The organism is Psychrobacillus sp. FSL K6-2365, from assembly GCF_038003165.1.
GTDB classification, from domain to species: Bacteria; Bacillota; Bacilli; order Bacillales_A; family Planococcaceae; genus Psychrobacillus; species Psychrobacillus psychrodurans.
On record NZ_JBBOOO010000001.1, the window covers coordinates 620453 to 639866 of the forward strand.

Annotated in this window: 32 protein-coding genes, 1 pseudogene and 1 riboswitch; of the genes and pseudogenes, 21 read left to right on the forward strand and 12 right to left on the reverse strand. The window is 36.9% G+C overall.

Features of this window, described 5'->3' with window-relative positions; genetic code table 11:
• Window positions 1-4: 4 nt before the first annotated feature.
• The 15 genes from MKY29_RS03125 (at window position 5) to MKY29_RS03195 (ending at window position 6791) form a co-directional block, all read left to right on the forward strand.
• Window positions 5-391 (forward strand): hypothetical protein, encoded by a 387-nt coding sequence (locus tag MKY29_RS03125; RefSeq protein ID WP_340878980.1) that lies wholly within the window; start codon window positions 5-7, stop codon window positions 389-391.
• Window positions 392-529, forward strand: coding sequence for a hypothetical protein (locus tag MKY29_RS03130; protein ID WP_340878981.1), 138 nt, complete (start codon window positions 392-394; stop codon window positions 527-529).
• A gap of 31 nt (window positions 530-560) precedes the next feature.
• Window positions 561-704, forward strand: coding sequence for a CD1375 family protein (locus MKY29_RS03135; RefSeq protein WP_340878982.1), 144 nt, complete (start codon window positions 561-563; stop codon window positions 702-704).
• Between the two features lie 87 nt (window positions 705-791).
• Entirely contained in the window at window positions 792-1034 is a 243-nt protein-coding gene (locus MKY29_RS03140) for a hypothetical protein (protein ID WP_340878983.1), read from the forward strand.
• Window positions 1035-1135: 101 nt separating this feature from the next.
• Window positions 1136-1453, forward strand: coding sequence for a hypothetical protein (locus tag MKY29_RS03145; protein WP_340878984.1), 318 nt, complete (start codon window positions 1136-1138; stop codon window positions 1451-1453).
• 89 nt (window positions 1454-1542) lie between these two features.
• Window positions 1543-2088 (forward strand): phage holin family protein, encoded by a 546-nt coding sequence (locus tag MKY29_RS03150; protein WP_340878985.1) that lies wholly within the window; start codon window positions 1543-1545, stop codon window positions 2086-2088.
• Window positions 2085-2339 (forward strand): phage holin, encoded by a 255-nt coding sequence (locus MKY29_RS03155; protein WP_340878986.1) that lies wholly within the window; start codon window positions 2085-2087, stop codon window positions 2337-2339. The genes MKY29_RS03150 and MKY29_RS03155 overlap by 4 nt, the downstream gene beginning before the upstream one ends.
• Before the next feature lie 2 nt (window positions 2340-2341).
• Window positions 2342-3139, forward strand: coding sequence for a M15 family metallopeptidase (locus MKY29_RS03160; RefSeq protein WP_340878987.1), 798 nt, complete (start codon window positions 2342-2344; stop codon window positions 3137-3139).
• 158 nt (window positions 3140-3297) lie between these two features.
• Window positions 3298-4176, forward strand: coding sequence for an ATP-binding protein (locus MKY29_RS03165; RefSeq protein ID WP_340878988.1), 879 nt, complete (start codon window positions 3298-3300; stop codon window positions 4174-4176).
• A complete protein-coding gene (locus MKY29_RS03170; protein ID WP_340878989.1) occupies window positions 4170-4475 on the forward strand; it encodes an STAS-like domain-containing protein in 306 nt (101 codons plus the stop codon). The genes MKY29_RS03165 and MKY29_RS03170 overlap by 7 nt, the downstream gene beginning before the upstream one ends.
• A 106-nt stretch (window positions 4476-4581) precedes the next feature.
• Window positions 4582-4803: a transcriptional regulator gene (locus tag MKY29_RS03175; protein WP_340878990.1), complete on the forward strand. Its 222-nt coding sequence runs from the start codon at window positions 4582-4584 to the stop codon at window positions 4801-4803.
• On the forward strand, window positions 4803-5006 hold the full coding sequence (locus MKY29_RS03180) for a LexA family protein (protein WP_340878991.1): 204 nt from the start codon (window positions 4803-4805) through the stop codon (window positions 5004-5006). The genes MKY29_RS03175 and MKY29_RS03180 overlap by 1 nt, the downstream gene beginning before the upstream one ends.
• On the forward strand, window positions 5003-6265 hold the full coding sequence (locus MKY29_RS03185; RefSeq protein ID WP_340878992.1) for a Y-family DNA polymerase: 1263 nt from the start codon (window positions 5003-5005) through the stop codon (window positions 6263-6265). The genes MKY29_RS03180 and MKY29_RS03185 overlap by 4 nt, the downstream gene beginning before the upstream one ends.
• A gap of 11 nt (window positions 6266-6276) precedes the next feature.
• Window positions 6277-6606, forward strand: coding sequence for a YolD-like family protein (locus tag MKY29_RS03190; protein ID WP_340844844.1), 330 nt, complete (start codon window positions 6277-6279; stop codon window positions 6604-6606).
• A 14-nt stretch (window positions 6607-6620) separates the two neighbouring features.
• Complete coding sequence (locus MKY29_RS03195; protein WP_241600448.1) at window positions 6621-6791, forward strand: hypothetical protein; 171 nt, start codon at window positions 6621-6623, stop codon at window positions 6789-6791.
• A gap of 2 nt (window positions 6792-6793) precedes the next feature.
• Here the strand turns inward: MKY29_RS03195 and MKY29_RS03200 are convergent, their stop codons facing one another.
• From MKY29_RS03200 to MKY29_RS03215, 4 genes are read right to left on the reverse strand one after another with little or no spacing between them, the layout of a single operon-like run.
• Window positions 6794-6967, reverse strand: coding sequence for a hypothetical protein (locus tag MKY29_RS03200; protein ID WP_340878993.1), 174 nt, complete (start codon window positions 6965-6967; stop codon window positions 6794-6796).
• On the reverse strand, window positions 6967-7110 hold the full coding sequence (locus tag MKY29_RS03205) for a hypothetical protein (protein ID WP_340878994.1): 144 nt from the start codon (window positions 7108-7110) through the stop codon (window positions 6967-6969). Before MKY29_RS03205 ends, MKY29_RS03200 begins: the two co-directional genes overlap by 1 nt.
• A gap of 12 nt (window positions 7111-7122) precedes the next feature.
• Window positions 7123-7422: a hypothetical protein gene (locus MKY29_RS03210; RefSeq protein ID WP_340878995.1), complete on the reverse strand. Its 300-nt coding sequence runs from the start codon at window positions 7420-7422 to the stop codon at window positions 7123-7125.
• Window positions 7419-7913: a hypothetical protein gene (locus MKY29_RS03215; protein WP_340878996.1), complete on the reverse strand. Its 495-nt coding sequence runs from the start codon at window positions 7911-7913 to the stop codon at window positions 7419-7421. Before MKY29_RS03215 ends, MKY29_RS03210 begins: the two co-directional genes overlap by 4 nt.
• A gap of 198 nt (window positions 7914-8111) precedes the next feature.
• Here MKY29_RS03215 and MKY29_RS03220 point away from each other — a divergent pair, with 198 nt between their 5' ends.
• The gene (locus MKY29_RS03220; RefSeq protein WP_340878997.1) at window positions 8112-8981 is read left to right on the forward strand and encodes a ParM/StbA family protein; all 870 of its coding nucleotides are present in this window, start codon (window positions 8112-8114) and stop codon (window positions 8979-8981) included.
• Entirely contained in the window at window positions 8974-9237 is a 264-nt protein-coding gene (locus tag MKY29_RS03225; RefSeq protein WP_340878998.1) for a hypothetical protein, read from the forward strand. The genes MKY29_RS03220 and MKY29_RS03225 overlap by 8 nt, the downstream gene beginning before the upstream one ends.
• A gap of 225 nt (window positions 9238-9462) precedes the next feature.
• Here MKY29_RS03225 and MKY29_RS03230 read toward each other — a convergent pair.
• The 4 genes and pseudogenes from MKY29_RS03230 to MKY29_RS03245 all read right to left on the reverse strand — a co-directional run.
• Window positions 9463-9834 (reverse strand): annotated as a pseudogene (locus MKY29_RS03230) (manganese catalase family protein); the annotation flags it as partial.
• Window positions 9835-9849: 15 nt separating this feature from the next.
• Entirely contained in the window at window positions 9850-10116 is a 267-nt protein-coding gene (locus MKY29_RS03235; protein WP_090564712.1) for a spore coat protein CotJB, read from the reverse strand.
• Window positions 10113-10331, reverse strand: coding sequence for a spore coat associated protein CotJA (locus MKY29_RS03240; protein WP_093493636.1), 219 nt, complete (start codon window positions 10329-10331; stop codon window positions 10113-10115). Before MKY29_RS03240 ends, MKY29_RS03235 begins: the two co-directional genes overlap by 4 nt.
• Before the next feature lie 114 nt (window positions 10332-10445).
• On the reverse strand, window positions 10446-11432 hold the full coding sequence (locus tag MKY29_RS03245; protein WP_340878999.1) for an AEC family transporter: 987 nt from the start codon (window positions 11430-11432) through the stop codon (window positions 10446-10448).
• Between the two features lie 99 nt (window positions 11433-11531).
• Between MKY29_RS03245 and MKY29_RS03250 the strand changes: the two genes are divergently transcribed.
• From MKY29_RS03250 to MKY29_RS03265, 4 genes are all read left to right on the forward strand, one after another.
• Entirely contained in the window at window positions 11532-12098 is a 567-nt protein-coding gene (locus tag MKY29_RS03250) for an NADPH-dependent FMN reductase (protein WP_093493640.1), read from the forward strand.
• 136 nt (window positions 12099-12234) lie between these two features.
• Window positions 12235-13005 (forward strand): 3-hydroxyacyl-CoA dehydrogenase, encoded by a 771-nt coding sequence (locus tag MKY29_RS03255; RefSeq protein ID WP_093493642.1) that lies wholly within the window; start codon window positions 12235-12237, stop codon window positions 13003-13005.
• A 514-nt stretch (window positions 13006-13519) separates the two neighbouring features.
• Window positions 13520-14671 (forward strand): thiolase family protein, encoded by a 1152-nt coding sequence (locus tag MKY29_RS03260; RefSeq protein WP_241600463.1) that lies wholly within the window; start codon window positions 13520-13522, stop codon window positions 14669-14671.
• Between the two features lie 11 nt (window positions 14672-14682).
• On the forward strand, window positions 14683-15831 hold the full coding sequence (locus tag MKY29_RS03265; RefSeq protein WP_340879000.1) for an acyl-CoA dehydrogenase family protein: 1149 nt from the start codon (window positions 14683-14685) through the stop codon (window positions 15829-15831).
• A gap of 103 nt (window positions 15832-15934) precedes the next feature.
• Here the strand turns inward: MKY29_RS03265 and MKY29_RS03270 are convergent, their stop codons facing one another.
• From MKY29_RS03270 to MKY29_RS03285, 4 genes are all read right to left on the reverse strand, one after another.
• Window positions 15935-16240 carry a hypothetical protein gene (locus MKY29_RS03270; RefSeq protein ID WP_090564696.1) on the reverse strand — a complete coding sequence of 102 codons (306 nt, stop codon included), beginning with the start codon at window positions 16238-16240 and terminating at the stop codon, window positions 15935-15937.
• Between the two features lie 207 nt (window positions 16241-16447).
• On the reverse strand, window positions 16448-17641 hold the full coding sequence (metC, locus tag MKY29_RS03275) for a cystathionine beta-lyase (RefSeq protein WP_340879001.1): 1194 nt from the start codon (window positions 17639-17641) through the stop codon (window positions 16448-16450).
• The gene (locus tag MKY29_RS03280) at window positions 17634-18758 is read right to left on the reverse strand and encodes a methionine biosynthesis PLP-dependent protein (protein WP_340879002.1); all 1125 of its coding nucleotides are present in this window, start codon (window positions 18756-18758) and stop codon (window positions 17634-17636) included. Before MKY29_RS03280 ends, metC begins: the two co-directional genes overlap by 8 nt.
• Window positions 18759-18840: 82 nt before the next feature.
• Window positions 18841-18947: riboswitch (SAM riboswitch) on the reverse strand.
• Window positions 18948-19032: 85 nt separating this feature from the next.
• On the reverse strand, window positions 19033-19233 hold the full coding sequence (locus MKY29_RS03285) for a C4-dicarboxylate ABC transporter (protein WP_139219667.1): 201 nt from the start codon (window positions 19231-19233) through the stop codon (window positions 19033-19035).
• Between the last annotated feature and the right edge of the window lie 181 nt (window positions 19234-19414).

Below are 19414 nucleotides of genomic sequence, written 5' to 3' on the forward strand. Positions count from 1 at the left end.
TTAATTGAACTTAGGAAGAAGGATTTATTTTGACAAAGCAACTGGCAACATACTTGTTGATAAAGGTGAACATGAAGGAATATTGAGAGTACCGACAGTTGATCAAGATATTGAATCTTATATATCATTGAGTGAACGAAATAGAGAAACGTTTGATTACATTGAATTAAATTACGGAGAATTTTCACAAGATTTTGCTGAATCTAATGGTGTAAGAGTGAATCCTAATACTAAAGAATTAGAATTTAGTTATCCAGATCCTAACGAACCAGAAGCACCACAGATATTTAGAAAACCGCTTAGTGAAGAAGTGGAACGCTTGAAAGCGGAAGACTTAAACAACAAAGAAGCAATAGCAGAACTCTACCTCCTGTCGATGGGAGGTTTTTAAATGCCTGAAATAAAACCTATACATCGTATCTTTGCCGCTTTAATTGCAACTGAACCACCACGAAGGACTATTGAAGATGTACCAGAACAAGATCGCGAGGGTGTTCAATATGTACTGGATACAGAATATAGCAATTAAAATACTAATGAAAATAATTGGAGGTAATATTATGTTTATGGTAGCAATTTTTAGTGGGCTAATCGCAGGGAAACGAAGAACGATTGAGGATGTACCAGACCATTTGAAAGAACCTGTGCTAGCCGATTTAGAGACACTTGGTTTAGATGGGTATGGAAATCCAATCACTAAATGAAAATAGAATCAGCCAACGTTATTTTTATGACTTTGAAGGCTTCTTTTATCTCTATATAGTATTGTATATATAAAGGAGTGGATTTTATTGTTAATAGAAGATAAACATGAGTGTGAAAGTTGCAATAAAGAGTTCGATTGGTACTATCTTGTCCCACAAAAATGGAGTAATCGTATTGAAGCTGTAGTACTTCCTAAAGGGAAAACATCAGTACGAAAAGTAGAAGAACGAGTTGAGAAGAAAGGATACTTTTTACCATTAAGAGTATCGCTTTATTGTCCAGATTGTGGATCCCTTAACACTTTTAATGTTGAAGAAAAAGAAATTTAAATTGGATACTCGGAATATATTGCGTTCTAAGAATATTTAATATTATAGGAGGAATCCTTTCCTCTCCTGTCGAATTATGGACAAAAGAAAGGAGGGATAAAATGTCAGAAGTTGCAGTGTCTATAGAAGCTATAGATAATGAAATAGCTAATTGCGAGGATGTAATGAAACAATGGCAATCTAAATTAGATAAACTGAAAGAAGATGAAGGTTATGCTGTAAGGCGTTTAGAGGTACTTAATCAAGTTTCAGAAAGATTGTCAATTGGTATGTCGAAAGATGCAAACCAAGCTACAATAGATTTGGTGCGCAATGACCTTATTGAAATTCGTAAAGGGATTTCTCAAGAAAACTCAAAAATATCTCAATATACCAAGATATTAGATGTTTTATTAATTTTAAAAGAAGAAAGTAAATAATCAACACTGAAGAGCATCCAATAGGGTGCTCTTTTAATTTATCCATATATCTAAAGGGGGACTGAGGATGATGGAAGGAGAGAAAGCAGGTGACACGTTTGCAGATAACAGGGGTTAAATCAATTGGAGCATTAATAGCAAGCTTCGGTATGTATATGCTACAGATAGTAAATGAGGCAGTAGTTGTCCTCGTTTTTTTAATGTTATTGGATATGGCGACAGGTGTCATGAGGTCTTTTATGACCAAGAGTTGGAACAGTACAGTGGGTATGTCTGGAATCATAAAAAAAGTTGCGATTTTTGTATTGATAGGAATGGCTGGTGCAGTTGAATATGTAGCATTGTCTGCAGGACAAGACAGTAAGGGACTTGTAATTCTAGGGGTTACGAGTTTTTTTATTGTTAATGAGTGTATCTCAATATTGGAGAATACCGCTCAAATCGGCTTACCTATACCACCAATTCTTTATAACGCTTTAGAAAAACTCCACAAAGCACCTAGCGGAAAAGAGATGAGTGTAGAAAGACATCCAGAGATGGCACGATTGGATAAAATCACTTTGCTTAAGGAAAATGAGATTTTACAAAATGAAATATTAAAAAAGGAAGATACCAAGGAGGAAAACACTCAATGAAAATCAACTGGAAAGCACGTTTTAAACACAAACAATTTTGGTTAGCGCTTGTTGCATTACTAGTGGTATTAGCGAATCAAGTTGCAGCTATATTCTCGATGGATATTACAGTTATTAGTGAACAACTAACAAATATCGGAGAAACTGTATTGATGATTTTGGCTTTGATGGGTATTATCATTGATCCATTAACCGATGGATTAAGCGATAGTAAGCAAGGGTTAAAATATGACGAACCGAGGAAGTGGTAATAATGGTAGTTTCATTAGAAACATTAACAACACGGTCCATTAATCGTCTAGGTGCTGTTCATCCTACTTTGAAGGAATATACTATAGAATTGATAAAGCGCTGTTACAAAGAGGGTATTTTTGTACAAATATCATCTGGATTTCGTTCGAATGAAGACCAAGCCTATATTTATGGCCAAGGTAGACCGAGTTATATATGGAAGGGTAAAGTTTACGGTTCAAAAGGGAGTATCGTATCTAATGCGCCACCAGGAACATCCATCCACAATTATGGACTAGCAATCGATTATTTTTTAGTCAGTGATGATGGGAATAAATCATTGTGGACGGTCAATGACAAATGGAAACGTGTTGCAGCTATCGCTAAATCAATGGGCTTTGAATGGGGTGGAGATTGGAAAAGTTTCAGAGACTATCCCCATTTGCAATACAACAAAGGTTTAACAATAGCTCAATTGAAGGCTGGACATAGACCTGTTTTTACACCACTTAAAGCAGTTGAAAGTGTGTCCTCCACAGATAAAATCATGTGGGGTAAAACAGAACTTAAGCCTGGTCAAAAAGGAAAAATTACTGTTTTACAAGATATAAATGTTTGGGAAGTTTCACCTCATGAAAGTAGGAAAATAATTCATACTAGAACACTTGAAAAAGGCGGAGAGTACAGAGTATATAATTATAGGGATGAACACGGGGGACAATACTATTTAGGTGCTGGCGAATGGGTGACTAAAATGCCATCTCACATTCTTTACGAAACACCATCTAAAGCTATGCTTGATAAATTAAATAGTAAATAATATCAAGCCCTGCTCATTTGAGTGGGGTTTTTTTATTTGTCGAGTTTTGTCGAAAGCGTTTCTTTATTTATTTTGAGTGTTATATTTAAGGAAATAACGTAGTTTAAAAGGAGTACATAATGAATATAGTTCTTCCGTCCAGATTAAATCGGAGTAGTATGACAACATTATTAAATCAGGTAGTTTCTGATCAAGGTCAGCCGATTCATAAAAAATACATATTTGAGTTTCATAAGTGTCGTGTCTTTATTGAACCAATGGGCGTAACTTTTTTAAATAATTTAGTACAGTGGCTGTTATCTAAGGATATTCCAGTCGATTTTTCGTTTTCGAATCCAGAAGATGTTCATATTTGGAAAAATAGAAATGAGCCTCAAAGATTTTTGGACGATTGTGGTTTTTTTGAAATGTACCTAAAGAAAAAAATATATACAAGGTCTGCCTTACGATCAACAACAGTTCCTTTACAAGATGTAAAAATGAATAATTTTCCACAATGGCTTTCAACTTCCTTTATTCCTTGGATAGCTCAATCAGTAAATAAATCACCTGAAGAATTAGCAACCTTTAAAGTATGCATTGAAGAAATATTTAACAATGTAAGAGACCATGCCGAAAAAGATAGTAGTTGCGTTTTTGCGCAACACTATCCGAGAAATAACACTTTGACGATTTCCATTGCGGATATTGGAATTGGGATAATTGAGCATATTAAAAGTAACCAAGAATATAGTAATTTTACAGATGAAGAAGCCATGCGCAATGCAGTTAAAAGTAAATTTACAACAAAATCAACACCCAAAAATCGTGGCGCAGGATTAGATACGCTAATTTACAATATAGTAATGAACGCAGGAGGCTGTGTTTACATTTTTGCTAATAAAGGTATACTAGAGTGTAGACAAGAAGACGGAGTTCTGGTACAAGAATATTTATCAGCAAGTCATTACTATCCGGGAACTCATATTGAAATTCAAATCGATATTTCTAAAGCAGAAAATTTGTTTGATATAGTAGAGGAGGAATTTGCATGGTAAAAGTTATTAAAATTACCGATATTGTAAAAACCACATCATATAATAAAGATGGTGAAGTAATTTTTGATTTAGTTAGGGACTCTTTAATGCGTAAAGAACAAGTAAGTGTTTCCTTTGAAGGAATACAAGCATTGAACACTTCTTTTATTAATAGCGCGTTTATTGAACTACTTGAAGATTTTAATTTTGATGAAATAAAAAAATATCTTACTTTCACAAACAGCACAAGACAGATAAATTCAATAATTGCTAAACGTTTCAAAGAAGAAGTAGAATCTGAATTACTGGCAACTGTATAGCGCCTTAAAGCACCTCATTTGAGGTGCTTTTTTTGTTTGCCCAAAAATTTCTAGTTGTAAAATCAAACGAACGTTCGTATAATAAACAAAAAGGAGGCGAACGCTTGTGCGTGTTTTATTGAAGAAGTATTCGAGTCGTGGTCAAATTATTGAAATGATGTATCTTTCAAAGTCAGGTGATATAAGTAAAAGAAGGGTGAAAGTCATTAAAATTCACGGTGATTCATTTCAAGCTTATTGCTTTAAAAGAAATGCAAAAAGAACTTTTCTGTTCGATAACGTACTAGCATGTGCTCCTGTAATTCAAATAGAAAGGGATGTTATCTAATGAATAAACGTCAAAGAGATATCTATGATTTCATCAAACACTTTTTAAATGAACATAACTATGCTCCTTCTATGAGGGAAATCACTACAGCAGTTGGACTAAAATCTGTATCAACCACACATGGTCATCTTGAACGTTTACGAAATAAAGGATATATCGATTTTATCAATACTTTGCCAAGAACATTGCAGATAATCAGATGATTGATTATAGCGTATTACCTAACCGTTCAATCGCTTGTATCGATATGATGAGCTTTTATGCATCTTGCATAGCCGTTCTTCATGATTTAGATGTTAGAACTGTTCCAATTGCAATTGTGGGTAATTTCGAACAAAAAGGTGCTGTTGTATTGGCAGCATCTCCACCTATGAAGAAACGATTTGGTGTCAAGACTGCATCCACAAGATTACATGAAATACCTAGTCATCCTGATATCCGTTTATTTGAACCGAAAATGCAATATTTCCTTGAAATGAGTATGGCTGTTACTAATATCCTTCACAAATATGTTCCGCCAGAAGCAGTTCATGTATACAGCGTAGATGAGAGTTTTATCGATTTAACTGGTACTGAAAAGCTTTGGGGATCTCCAGAAAATACCGTTAAAGAAATTCAAAAAGAAATATTAGAAACCTTACAACTACATTCAACAGCAGGCATGGGACCGAATATGTTAATGGCAAAACTCGCGCTAGATCTTGATGCGAAGAAAACAGGTTTTGCTAAATGGACATATGATGATGTTCAAACTAAATTATGGCCAGTGACTCCGCTAACAGAAATGTGGGGAATTGGTAGAGGTACTGAAAAAACATTAAACAATATGGGCATATTCAGTATCGGACAATTAGCTAGAACTCCTTTAGAGGTATTAGAAGATAAATTTGGTGTTATGGGAAATCAATTATTTCATCATGCACACGGAATTGATTTATCTGATATGAGCTCACCTCCAGTTGAAAGACAAGTCAGTTTTGGCAAAAGTCAAATCCTCATGCGAGACTACAATGAAATTGAAGAAGTAAAAGCAGTCATTCTTGAAATGTGTGAGGACGTTGCGAAAAGGGCTAGAGATACTCTCCAAGCAGCTAGAACTATTTCATTAGGAATTGGTTATAGTAAAAATGCATTTGGTGGAGGATTTCAGCGAGCTAGAACAATACATGATGCTACAAACGATACCATGAAAATTTATAACGTTTGCTTAGATTTATTAAAAGAAAATTACAATAAAAATCCTGTAAGACACATATCAATTTCCATAACAAAATTGGAAGATGAACACTCCATGCAGTTAAGTTTATTTGAAAAGAAAAACTGGAAGAACAGAAAACTTGCGACTGCTATGGACGACATTCGAAATCGATATGGATCCGCTGCATTATTAAGAGCAGTGTCTTATACTCCTGCAGGAACTGCAGTTAAAAGGTCGAAAATGGTTGGTGGGCATAAAGAATAGGAGTGGTACGTTTGATTAGAGATCGCGGTATGATGAAATGGCAAGGCATGATGTTAACCGAACATGTAGCGATGTTGAAAGAATATAACCAGGATATTAAAAAAGAACCTAGACCAGAATTAGACGAATGGGATTATGATGCCATTCAACATACTTTGGATGCGGCCATTAAAAGTAAAGCTGATACGAAAATTAAAAGATGGAAAAATGGAGAGTTTATATACAATAGAGGAACAGTAGAAAGTGTGAATTTGCAGAAGCGAGAAATCGAATTGCAAGATCCTTTTTATTTGTTATCATTAAAGCTTGATGAAATAGTAGACGTAACTATAATGGATTAAAGGTTGTGAAAGTATTGGATAGAACGGAAGAACTATTTAATAAATTACTGGATGAACATCCTCCGGAGTTAGTACTAGGTGCACTTGATGAGATGTCACGAATGAATAGAGAAGAACTTCTAGCATTAGGTAAGTTATGCGAAGTCATAAATAGAGCGGAAGAAGCTAAAAACCACCAACCATAAAATCATGGAAGGTGGTTGTTTTTTCGTAAATCTGCCATGTGCTTAAGAAATTTTTCATTTCCTGCCTTATATAAGTGTTCACCAGATGACTGTATGCCCTCAATTTTTCCGCGTTTATACCCTATCCCCATGGCAATCCCTTGAACCAAAACAAAACCAAATATTCCAACTAACATCAATTAAGTTTTAATCTTTCGAATAGATCTTTCATTTCTCCCAAGACGTTATTTGTTCCTTTTTGAAAACCAAACCAATTGCCTACTTGATAAGCCCAAAACGTAGTCATTCCAAATACAACTACCTGTGCGAATAAAAGCAATCACTTTCCTCCTTATATATTAATTTCATATTTACCTGGTTTGATTTTATTGACATCTGGTTGTCTAGCGTATGTCTTCCATGGTTGTTCTGTTTCTTCCTCTTCTATGTCTTCTCTTTCCCTATTTAAAAGGTTACTTGCAAAAGCATATAAACTCCCAAGATAGTCAAATACATTTTCTTTTTTCTCATCATCTTCAGACTTTATACCAAATGTTTCTTTTGCCCAAATGATTAGGGCTCCTCCTGTACAAGTCATCCCTACTAAACTAATAATATCGTTTTCCAAAGGTTCATCCTTTCCTATTTTCATAGTTTCAATAGGCGATTTACTTCTAATATTTTCTTATTATTTAAGTTTCGTAGATATCTTTGTACATACATCTCCATAAATTCACGATTAGTTAACGTCATTTTAATAAGTAGTGTGGCTGTGGAGGTAGGAGTTAAATCTAAAGCGTGAGCAAGCTTGCAAAGAATATCGTAGTCATTTTGGGGAAACTTAATCGTGACTTTACCTGTTTCTCCTTTCATGATTATTTTGAGTCGAGGTCTTTCTAAATAACCTACGGTAATGGTATTTGGGCGGTGATAGTCTCTTCTAAACCAATGCCTAATGCTCATGATTACCTCTTCAGACATCGCACCTAGTGAGCATAGCCTTCCCGCTACGTCTTTAACTGGTTCGTTACTCAGGTATGCGAAGTGATAGAGCAATTCTTTTAATTCTAAAGACATTGTAGGTTTTACATCCACTTTCTTATCGCTTCTTACTTTTCTTTCTGTCTCCCCTTCTCTTCTCACTTCCACTCCTCCTTTATTAGACGGTTTTCTTTAGGAATGATTCCTAGACTTATTTTGATTCCTAAGGATACTAGCATTATATGAGGAGGGAGGTAGGTTCATAACCTGATAAATTAATTTATTACAATTGTCATAACTTGCGATTAATTAACCTATAAATGTATTACAACAGTAATAAAATACGAGAGGAGAAATTGAATGGAAAGATTGATCCTAGGTATTGATGCAGGAAACCATCGTGGGAAGGTAGCAGGGCCGTTTGGAGTAGATTCATTTAAAACAAATATTTGTGAATGGTTTGAAAGGGATGTAGAGGAGACATTCGGCTCAGATGATATGGAATTTGAAATAGAAGGAAGAAAAGGCTTCGCTGGATCCATTGCTGAAGTAGAGGATGAATTTGGCAATGGGACGATGTATGGGGATAGTAAAGCACATGAAGATACAAAGATACGCGTACTCCTTGCTATTCATCGATATTTAGAACGTTACTGCCCTCATTTTGAAAAGATAGCTATAGTTACAGGTCAGCCAATTAAACGTCATAAGCCTAATGAAAAGATGGCTATTTCATTAATGCTAAAAGGAACACATGAGATAAAAGTAAATGGTAAAGTTCGTACTCTTTATATAGAAGAAGTGGGAGTAGCTCCAGAAGGGAGTGCAGCATTTTGGAATATAGGAAAAATGGGGACTTTCCGAATTATCGATATAGGAAGTGGAACGGTGAATGCAGCAACCATCAAGGATAAGAGGCATGTCAATAATGCCAGTGATACTTTTAATTTTGGAATGGAGACAGTCAAAAACAAAGGAGATTTGAACACTATTGCTCGAGGAATCATCCGTAACACAACTAAGTTGAAGTGGAATAAGCAAGATAAAGTCTATATTTGTGGAGGAATTGCAGAAGGAATTATACCTCATCTTGTCGAACATTACCCCAATGCAGAAATATTGGTGCCTGGACTTTCTCGCGGAAATGGGGTGAAATCTTTCCAACCTGTTTTCGCGAATGCAATAGGTTTTTACGCACTAGCGGAGGGAGCATTCGGAAGAAATGAGTAAAAGAAAAAACAAATCAGTTAGTTTTAATTTAGAGAACGAAAGGGATAAAAAAAATCATGATCATGCAACAAGGATAAACCCTTTGACTGGAAAACCAATCAATTTTAGTGATTATGTGAAAGAGTTGATAGAAGATGATCGTAAAAGAAAAGAGTCTGGTGGTGGGCGGATCGTTCAACAAGTAATAGAAGAGGAAACAATTGTGAAAAAAGAAAAGGATGCTTATACTCTCGAAGCGATGAATGGATTCTTATAAACGAAAGGGGTTTTGATTGCCAAAGAAGAAGAATTGGGAAGAGAATAAAACAGATCACGAGCAGACACTTGCTAATTTAATCGTATTAGCTTTTATTTGGATTGTTTTCTTTAAAGTGATGACAGGCACATTTTAAATAAGAATAAGCCACTAACCATAATGAAGGAAAAGCGGCTTACTCTTAATGAAAACTATTAGAATAATAATTATGTCTAAAAAGACATTTGGTTCTCCTTTAGACTGAATATAAGTAGCTGTAAATGGAACACCTCCTGCATTCTCATAAAATAATGAATGTCCATGATTTACAAAATGTGCACCTAAACCTGCTTTTTCTAATTGCTCAGGGGTAGCATCCTTAGTCAATTTATAAATCATCGTCGCAAGCATTTCGAGATGTGAGAATTCCTCAGTGGAAATATCCGTAAGTAGTCCGATTACTTTATCCGGAACGGTATAACGCTGGTTCATATATCTGAGTGCAGCTGCCAGCTCACCGTCAGCGCCTCCGTATTGCTCCATAAGATATTTTGCTAGCATTGGATTACAGGTGGTTACTTCGACAGGATAAAGCAACTTTTTTTCATAAACCCACATCTGATTTCTCCTTTCTCATAATTGCCATGGCCAAGGATCTTGGTTCCAACGCCAACCTACTTCTAGTGCCTGTCTAGAGGGAATAGATTTAAGAGATAAAGGTCCAAATTTATTTTCGTATTGTTTGCGTACAGCCGCAGCATCTTTAATCGCTTCTCTCCATTGTTCTAAAGCATCTTCATCATCTGGATGTGTGTCGGTGTATAAAGTCCATTCGACAACAACAAAATCCATTTGTTGTACTTTTTTTAATAGATTCATTCTTTCATCAAAAGCACTCATGAAATTCCTTCCTCCCTGAAGAATCCATCCACAAACTTGGGCCAGAGCGAACCTTGCATTAGTGCCTCCTCGGGAGAATTTTGTGGTAGACCGGGCTGCTGGAAATTTGTGAAGATTTGCGGAGGTAGCACAAAATACTTCACGGTAATCGGAGGGCAGGGATCCCGTGGTGAAACAAAAGGCTTATAACTTCCTCTATAACTTGGACGTTCCAAATGTCATCACTCCTTCTCCCCATCCTATGAAGTAAGAACTTGTCTAATTCATGAGGGTAATATAAAGTTGATGAAAACTAATAAGAGTTAGCCTAGTATTTATCTTTTATTATTTTAGGAAATACCTAAGAAAAATAGAACTAAAGGAATTGAGAAGATACTGACAAGTGTTGTCACTAGAGTTGTAAACGAAACAAGATCCGGTTCAGTATTAAATTGCAATGCTAACATCGTTGTATTAGCTGCTGTTGGCATAGCGGCTAAAATAATCGCAACCTGTTTGACTGGATCATTAACCGGTAAGAAATATAAAATTCCAACGGCTAGAAGGGGAGATACAATTATCCGAATAACAGAAACGGCAGCAACATATCGATAGGCAACCTTTTTACGCGAAATAACAGCTAATTGCATTCCGAGAACGAGCATTACAGTTGGTATCGAAGCATCTGCAACAAGTCCAACTCCGTTGATTACCGCTTGTGGCACAGTCACTTGCGATTCTTGTAAAAGAATCCCAATTGCAGCAGCATACACGACAGGCATCCTAATAACACGGTGCAAGGACTGCTTCCATGTAGCCTTCTCCCCGCCACCAAGAGATGCAAAAAATATCCCAAATGTATTAATGAATAAGCCATGTAGAACCATAATCATTACAGCATAATCAAATCCGGTAGCCCCTAAGGCAAACAACACTACCGGAGCTCCATAATTTCCACTATTCATAAACATTCCACCTAAAATCATTGCAGAGAGTTCTGAGCGTGTAGTCTTCATAAAGGTTCCAACAACCCAAGTGATTATAAGTAAAATAAAGGCTAGAATAAGACAAAATAAAACGATATAAAAATATTCCATCGTTAATGCATTTGTATAAAATGTCCGGAAAGCTAAAAATGGAGACATTAAGTAAAGCGCTACGGTTGAGATAGATTTAATATCGAAACCAATTAACTTTTGTCCAACAAACCCAATAAAAAAAATAATAAAAACCGGCAAAATAATTAAAACCAGTTCCACTTTAGCACCTTCATTCTGTAATTCATTGTTCCAACTATTTAAATCAATATAACATATTAATTGTATAGATAATGTCAACCTGTGTGTAGAAATCTGACAAATGGAAATGATAGAGAAGGTAGTGGCAGATTATAAAATCTTTAAACCTTTGATAAAGTGATAGAAGGAGGAACAATAATGTCAGTGGAAAAATTAAAAATTGGGATTGTAGTTGGAAGTGTAAGAAAAGGACGTAATGCGGATGCTGTTTCACACTGGATGTATAATTTTGCTACAAAGAGAAATGATGCAGAATATGAATTAGTTGATTTGATAAATTATAAATTACCTCTTCTTGGGCAAGAGATTCCTTCAGAACAAAAAGAAGAAGCAAATTTTGCTATCAAAAGTTGGTCTGAGAGTATGGCTAAATATGACGGCTATATTTTCGTGACTCCAGAGTATAATCACGCAGTAGGTGGTGCACTAAAAAATGCATTAGACTACTTAAATCCTGAGTTAAACAATAAGGCAGCTGGTTTTGTAGGATATGGTAGTTTAGGTGGAGTGCGTGCACATGAGAATATGCGTTTGATCTTAGGGGAATTACAGGTTGCAGTTGTTCGTAATGCGGTAACATTCTCACTAATGACAGATTTTGAAAATATGAGTGTATTTAAGCCTGCTGAGTATCATGAAGGAAATACAAATACAATGCTTGACCAAATACTTGCATGGAGTGGGGCTTTAAAAAAACTTCGCTAATATAAATGTATAAAGCAACAATATAAAAGAAATTGAGTCCAAGGGAAATTTACTTTTCCCTTGGAGTTTTTGCGTTATAATTAAAATTAAATATTATAAATTTTTAGAAAACAAAAGTATGACATGGGGTGAAGCAATGGATATTAATAACAAAGTGGCAGTTGTAACAGGTGGAGCATCTGGGTTGGGGCTTGCAACTGTTGCACATTTAATACAAAAAGGGGCAAGGGTAGTAATTTTTGATGTAAATGAAGAATTAGCAAAAAAGGCAATTCAGGAATTCGGAGAAAATGTAGCCTACCAAATAGTTAATGTGACAGATGAAAACTCTGTCAATAAAGCAATTCAGCAAACAGTAGAAAAACTTGGAGCATTACATATTTGTGTAAATTGTGCAGGTATAGCTCCTCCACAAAAAACAGTTGGGAAATCTGGAGCAATGCCGTTGGAAAATTTCAAAAAAGTAATAGATGTAAACTTAATAGGAACGTTTAATACGTTGAGATTAGCAGCTGTGGCTATGACAAAAAATGATATGTCAACCGAATCCAGTGAGAGAGGCATCATTATTAATACAGCGTCAGTTGCAGCATTTGAGGGACAAATGGGGCAGGCAGCTTATAGTGCCAGTAAGGCTGGAATAGTAGGAATGACTCTACCAATTGCAAGAGATCTTTCTTCTTTTGGAATACGCATAAATGCAATAGCTCCAGGATTGTTCCGTACACCAATGGCAGCAGGCTTAGATGAAAAGGTGATAGAAAAGTTAGAATCCATCGTGGAATTTCCAAAGCGATTAGGTCGTCCAGAAGAATTTGCTTCATTAGTAGCTTTTATAATTGAAAACGAATATATCAACGGAGAAGTAATTCGCTTAGACGGAGCAATTCGAATGCAACCGAGGTAGAAAGAAAAGCGGAGGGCACCATCTAGCCTCGAAAAGTGCTGGAAGGGTTTCGAGAAAAGGCGTCCTTTGCCTTTACCGAAATTCTGAAGCGACTCGAGAGGCTGGTGCCCGGAGCTGGACAGAAAGAAAAGCGGAGGGCACCATCTAGCCTCGAAAAGCGCTGGAAGGGTTTCGAGAAAAGGCGTCCTTTGCCTTTACCGAAATTCTGAAGCGACTCGAGAGGCTGGTGCCCGGAGCTAGACAGGTAGAAAAGCGGAAACGCCTATGCAAGCCTCGAAAAGCGCTGGAAGGGTTTCGGAAAAGGCGTTCTTTGCCTTTACCGAAATACTGAAGCGACTCGAGAGGCTGGTGCCCGGAGCTGGACAGAAAGAAAAGCGGAGGGCACCATCTAGCCTCGAAAAGCGCTGGAAGGGTTTCGAGAAAAGGCGTTCTTTGCCTTTACCGAAATTCTGAAGCGACTCGAGAGGCTGGTACGAGTAGCGACCAAAAAGAAAAACGAAGGGTGGAGATGAACATGATAGAGGTTGTAATAGTAGAAGGGGTACGAACAGCAATTGGAAGAAGAAAAGGGGCTCTTGCAGAGTATCGAGCAGACGAACTTGCAGCGGTTGTTTTAGACGAGTTAGTGAATCGAGCTGGTGTAGATAAAGCAGATATAGATGATGTTATTCTAGGTTGTGTCACACAGATAGGAGAACAAAGTGCGAATATTGCCCGAACTGCAGCATTGATTGCAGATTTTCCGATACATGTACCAGGGGTTACTATCGATCGCCAATGTGGTTCAAGTCAGCAAGCGGTGCATTTTGCTGCGCAAGCAATTGCCTCTGGGGATATGGATATAGTCATAGCTGGAGGAGTAGAAAGCATGACGCGTGAGCCCATGTTTTCAAATGTAGGAAATACAAAGGTAAGTACAAAACTGAGAGAAAAATATGAAATTATCAATCAAGGACTATCGTCAGAGCGAATGGTACAGAAATGGAGTTTAACACGTGAGGAACTAGATAAGTATTCTTCTGAAAGTCATGCAAAAGCTTTGGATGCAATAGAAAAAGGTCATTTTGATAAAGAAATTGTACCAGTAGAAGTGCAGCAAGCAAATGGCTCGTTAAAAAGCTTTGCAATCGATGAAGGCCCCCGTGAAGGATCTACTGTTGAAGTACTGAGTGGGTTAAAACCTGTCTTTGATGAAAATGGAGTGATTACTGCTGGAAACGCCAGTCAAATGAGTGACGGAGCTTCTGCAGTTCTATTGATGTCTCGTAAAAAGGCAGATGAGCTAGGACTAAAACCAAAAGCCCGTATAGTAGCTCGCAGTGTGACGGGATCTGACCCAACGTTAATGTTAACTGGTCCAATAGAAGCAACGAAAAAAGTGCTTTTAAAAGCTGGTCTTACAATTGAAGATATGGACACATATGAAGTCAATGAAGCATTTGCGCAGGTACCATTAGTATGGCTTAAAGATACAGGTGCTAATCCGGAAAAGTTAAATCCAGATGGAGGAGCAATAGCTTTAGGTCATCCGTTAGGAGCTACAGGAACAAAGCTATTAGTAACAATGCTTCACAGACTAGAACGGATTGGTGGGCGCTATGGTCTTCTTGCTATTTGCGAGGGTATGGGTATGGCAAATGCCACAATTATTGAAAGAATTGAATAGGAGGTCTAGCAGTGGGAAGATATAGATTTGAGACAGATGAGCATGTGATATTTCGAAAATCTTTACAAAATTTTCTTCAAAAAGAAGCTGCCCCTAATTATGATTCATGGGAAAAGGAACGCCTAATTCCAAAGAGTTTTTGGCGGAAACTAGCCGAGATGGGGTATTTATGTCCACAGGTCGAGGAAGAATATGGTGGTCTCGGTTTAGATTTTAGTTTTGGTGTAATTATTTCAGAGGAATTAGAAAGAATCGGTTCAAGTCTTGTAGGTGTTGGATTGCATAATGATATCGTCGTTCCTTATATAGAGTCTTTTGGCACGCAAGAGCAAAAGCAACGATGGCTGCCAGGGTGTATAACTTCAGATTATATCACTGGAATTGCTATGACAGAGCCGGGAGCAGGTTCAGATTTGGCTAATATACAAACAACAGCAATTCGCGATGGAGATGTTTACGTTTTAAATGGGCAAAAGACATTTATAACTAATGGAGTTAATGGTAACTTGTTTTTAGTAGTAGTGAAAACTAATCCTACAGCAGAACCAAGACACCAAGGTATTAGTTTAGTTATTGTGGAAGAGGGGACTTTAGGATTTAACAGAGGCCGTAAGTTAGAAAAGGTAGGATTACATGCTCAGGACACTGCAGAGCTATACTTCGAGGATTGTCGTATTCCTATTTCTAATTTAATCGGAGAAGAGGGAAAAGGCTTCAGTTATTTGATGGAGAAACTACAACAAGAAAGATTAGTAGTAGCAATTTCCGCCCAAATTGCTTCAGAGGATATGCTAGAAATGACAATGGAGTATATAAAGTCTCGTAAAGCTTTTGGAAGGCCCATATCATCCTTTCAAAATACCCAATTTAAAATAGCCGAAATGGCAACAAAAATTGAGCTTGGAAAATCATTTTTGGAGTCATTAATTGAGGAGCATATTGCAGGTAAAGAAGTAGTTACTAAAGTATCGATGGCCAAATATTGGCTTACCGAAACTGCAAGAGAAATTTCGATTGAATGCATGCAATTGCATGGTGGATATGGTTATATGGAAGAGTATAAGATTGCAAGAAGATATCGGGACATTCCAGTAGCTTCTATTTACGCCGGGACAAATGAAATAATGAAAGTGATTATTTCTAAGAACCTAGGTTTATAAGGTTTGTTTGACAAAAGTAGATTACATCAAAAATAAAGCGTGACACATTGGATGATTATTTCAATGTGTCACGCTTTATTAGATTCATCTCAAGTATGTGTGCTTAGTTCCCGGCATGTCTCCATTGTGTAGGTGTTCCTGCTTTTGGACAATTAGGGAATGTAGCTCCTTCTTCTAATTCCATTTCATCGCCATCCTCATCTATATATGTGCCAGATTCAGTTACTGGTTCACCAGAATTGTGATGATGTCCTTCTGCGTGTTTCCAATAAGTTGCTACTTCCGATTCTGGACAAGAAGGGAATTTATCGCCCTTATTTAATCTTTTAGTAATTCCGGCCTCACATGTATAGGCTCCACTTTCTTCTACTACCTCATCTGTTGCATGTTCGTACTGTTGATTTCCCATTTTAAATACCTCCTTCATATTATATAACCTCTACAATCTATTTACCCAGCACAGAATGTCTAAAACACGAAGGGTATATCTAAGTAGGTTTAATATTCTTTTGTTTAGGGAGGTACAAGTAAAGCAAGATAAAAGCTATAATTGTCTTAATTTAGTGAGTTCATTGATCTATACTTTATAAGATTAAAATATTCCATATGCCAATGTTTAAATGTGTATTCCTACTTTCTCATATTGTTTTGAAGCAATTTCTAGCGCTTGTTCAAAATCAGCTATTAAATCATTAACATTCTCTAATCCGACTGAAAAACGTAGTAATCCATCTGTTATTCCGCGTTTATCTCGTTCCGACTTGGGCATCGCGGCGTGAGACATTTGAGCTGGATGGGAGAGAATGGATTCTACTCCGCCTAAACTTACCGCAAATACAGGAATTTTAACGTTTTCAACAAATGCCTTAGCGGTGGATTTATTCGGTAAACAGAAGGAAAGGACAGCACCAGCACTACTCGATTGCTTGTTATGCGTTTCGTATCCTGGATGAGTGGAAAGTCCAGGGAAAAAGACATTCTCCACCAAATCATGCCGATTTAGATAGTTTGCAATTTTTTGGGCAGACTGAGCGGATTTTTCAAAACGGACATTTAATGTTTTGATACCTTGAATGAGAGAAAATGAATCTTGCGCACCTAAAATAGCACCAAATGAGTTTTGGATAAATGCTAAACGCTTACCTAACTCCTCGTCTTTTATAACCGCAAGTCCTGCAATAATATCGCTATGCCCAGATAAAAATTTTGTTGCACTATGTAAGACGATATCAATTCCTAAATCTAATGGACGCTGATATAACGGTGTCATAAATGTATTGTCTAAGAAGGTTAAACAAGCATTGGATTTTGCAAGCTCCACGACAGCGGTAATATCAGTAATACCTAAGCATGGATTCGAAGGGGTCTCGATGTAAATCAGTTTTGTATTTGATTGCATTGCACTTGCAATTGCTTCCACATTCGTAAAATCTGCAAAACTGTGCTCAATACCAAAACGAGGCAATACTTCTGTAACAAAACGAAAGGTTCCACCGTATACGTCTTCTGTAATAACGATATGATCGCCTGAAGACAAAAGCATAAATGCAGAAGAAATTGCCGCAATTCCTGATGCAAATGCCAATCCTCTAGTCCCCCCCTCTAATTCAGCAATCGTTTTTTCGAGTGCGTCTCTTGTAGGATTTCCCGATCGACTATAGTCATAAGGTCCAAAATCATCAAAGCTTTCTTGATGGAAAGTGGAGGATAAATAGATAGGAACATTTACAGATCCAGTTTTTATCTCCGAATCTCCGCGTGTAGAGGCAACAATTATACTAGTCTCCAACGACTCTTTGTAATCACTCATTAATTATGACCTCGCTTTCTAATGTATTTAATACTTGTTTTAAATCTGCGATTAAATCTTCTACTTCTTCAATCCCAACCGAAAAACGAAGGAGACTATTATCAACTCCTCGTGCATTCCGTTCCTCTTCAGGTATATCGGCATGTGTTTGTGTAGTAGGATACGTGATAAAGCTCTCTACACCACCAAGACTTTCAGCAAATACAATCAGTCTCAAATTCTTTAGGAAAGGAGCCACCCATTCGCTTTTTTGTAAACGGAAGGATAACATTCCGCCAACTCCTGGATATAACACATCCTTAACAGCAGATTCCTTCTTTAAAAATTCAGTAATTCTTTTTGCATTTAAATCATGCTGCTTCATACGTAGATGAAGTGTTTTTAATCCTCTTATTAACAACCAAGAATCGAAAGGAGAAAGGACAGCGCCTGCAGCATTATGGTTGACTTGCAGTTGTTCACTTAGATCAGTACCTTTTGTTACCACCAATCCTGCAAGTACATCGTTATGTCCCCCAATATATTTTGTGCCACTATGGATGACAATATGGGCACCCAATTCAATAGGTCGCTGTAAATAAGGGGTTAAGAATGTATTGTCTACGATTAACAATAGATTATGCTCTTCTGCTATATCCGCAAATAGCTGTATGTCGATTTTCTGCATTAAAGGGTTAGTGGGTGTTTCGATAAATAAGGCTTTTGTATTTTCTGTTATTAATGCTTTTACTTCTTCAGCTGATTCAAATTTTGTATAAGTAGTACGGATATTATATGAATCTGCGTACTGGTTGAATAATCGGTATGTACCACCATACAAATCATCAGGAGCAATTAACTCATCTCCTGACCGAAAAAGGGATAAAACCAATTGTATTGCAGCCATACCAGAACTACAGGCAAAGCCAGCATCTCCACCTTCTAATTTTGCAATTCCTTCCTCTAAAATAGCTCGTGTCGGGTTCTTAGTTCGTGTGTAGTCGTATCCTGTAGACTGCCCAATCCCATTGTGTTTGTAAGCTGTGGAGAGATAAATAGGGGGATTTACCGCCCCGGTTTTTTCATCACTATGATTTCCCAATTGAACTAACTGTGTATCAATACTGTTTTTTGTCATAAGTATTCATCCTTTACAATTAAAATAAAAAAGAGGATTCTCTAATAAGAAGAGAACCCTCAAGTAAATATCGAAGTTTGTCTTCTTATCTTCAAGACGTCATACGTCTATTGGAATTAGCACCATACCTAAGCGTGGCTGGTTGCTGAGACATCTAAGGGCCAATCCCTCCGTCTCTCTGGATAAGAAAAAATATATGAAATTATCAAAATTTTAAATTTAAATAATCTTAACACTTAGTGGCTATTAATACAATACGTTTTTTTGTTTCAAGTTATGACATAAATGTCAGTATTAAAACAATTACTCCGAGTATTAAAGATATCCATCCCACAACTAACTTGTGAGAATAAGCTAAAGCTACGAGCCCTAATAGAACTGCACCTGCACCTAGCCAAAGGGGAGCATAAAAGAAACCAAGTACCCCTAAGACTATACCTAACAAACCAACCCATAATCCTGTAGAAGAATCCAACATCCACACCTCCCATCCTATAATGTAGGAACACCAAGAAGAAAAGTCCCTTTACATATTATATGAAGGGTATAGAGGAGGGGCATAAACAATCTGCAGATTCATTGCAGAGATAGGCCATTATGCTGGTCTTTTATTAAATAGACAAAATATTAGAATGTAGCTTAAAATTTGTTATAAT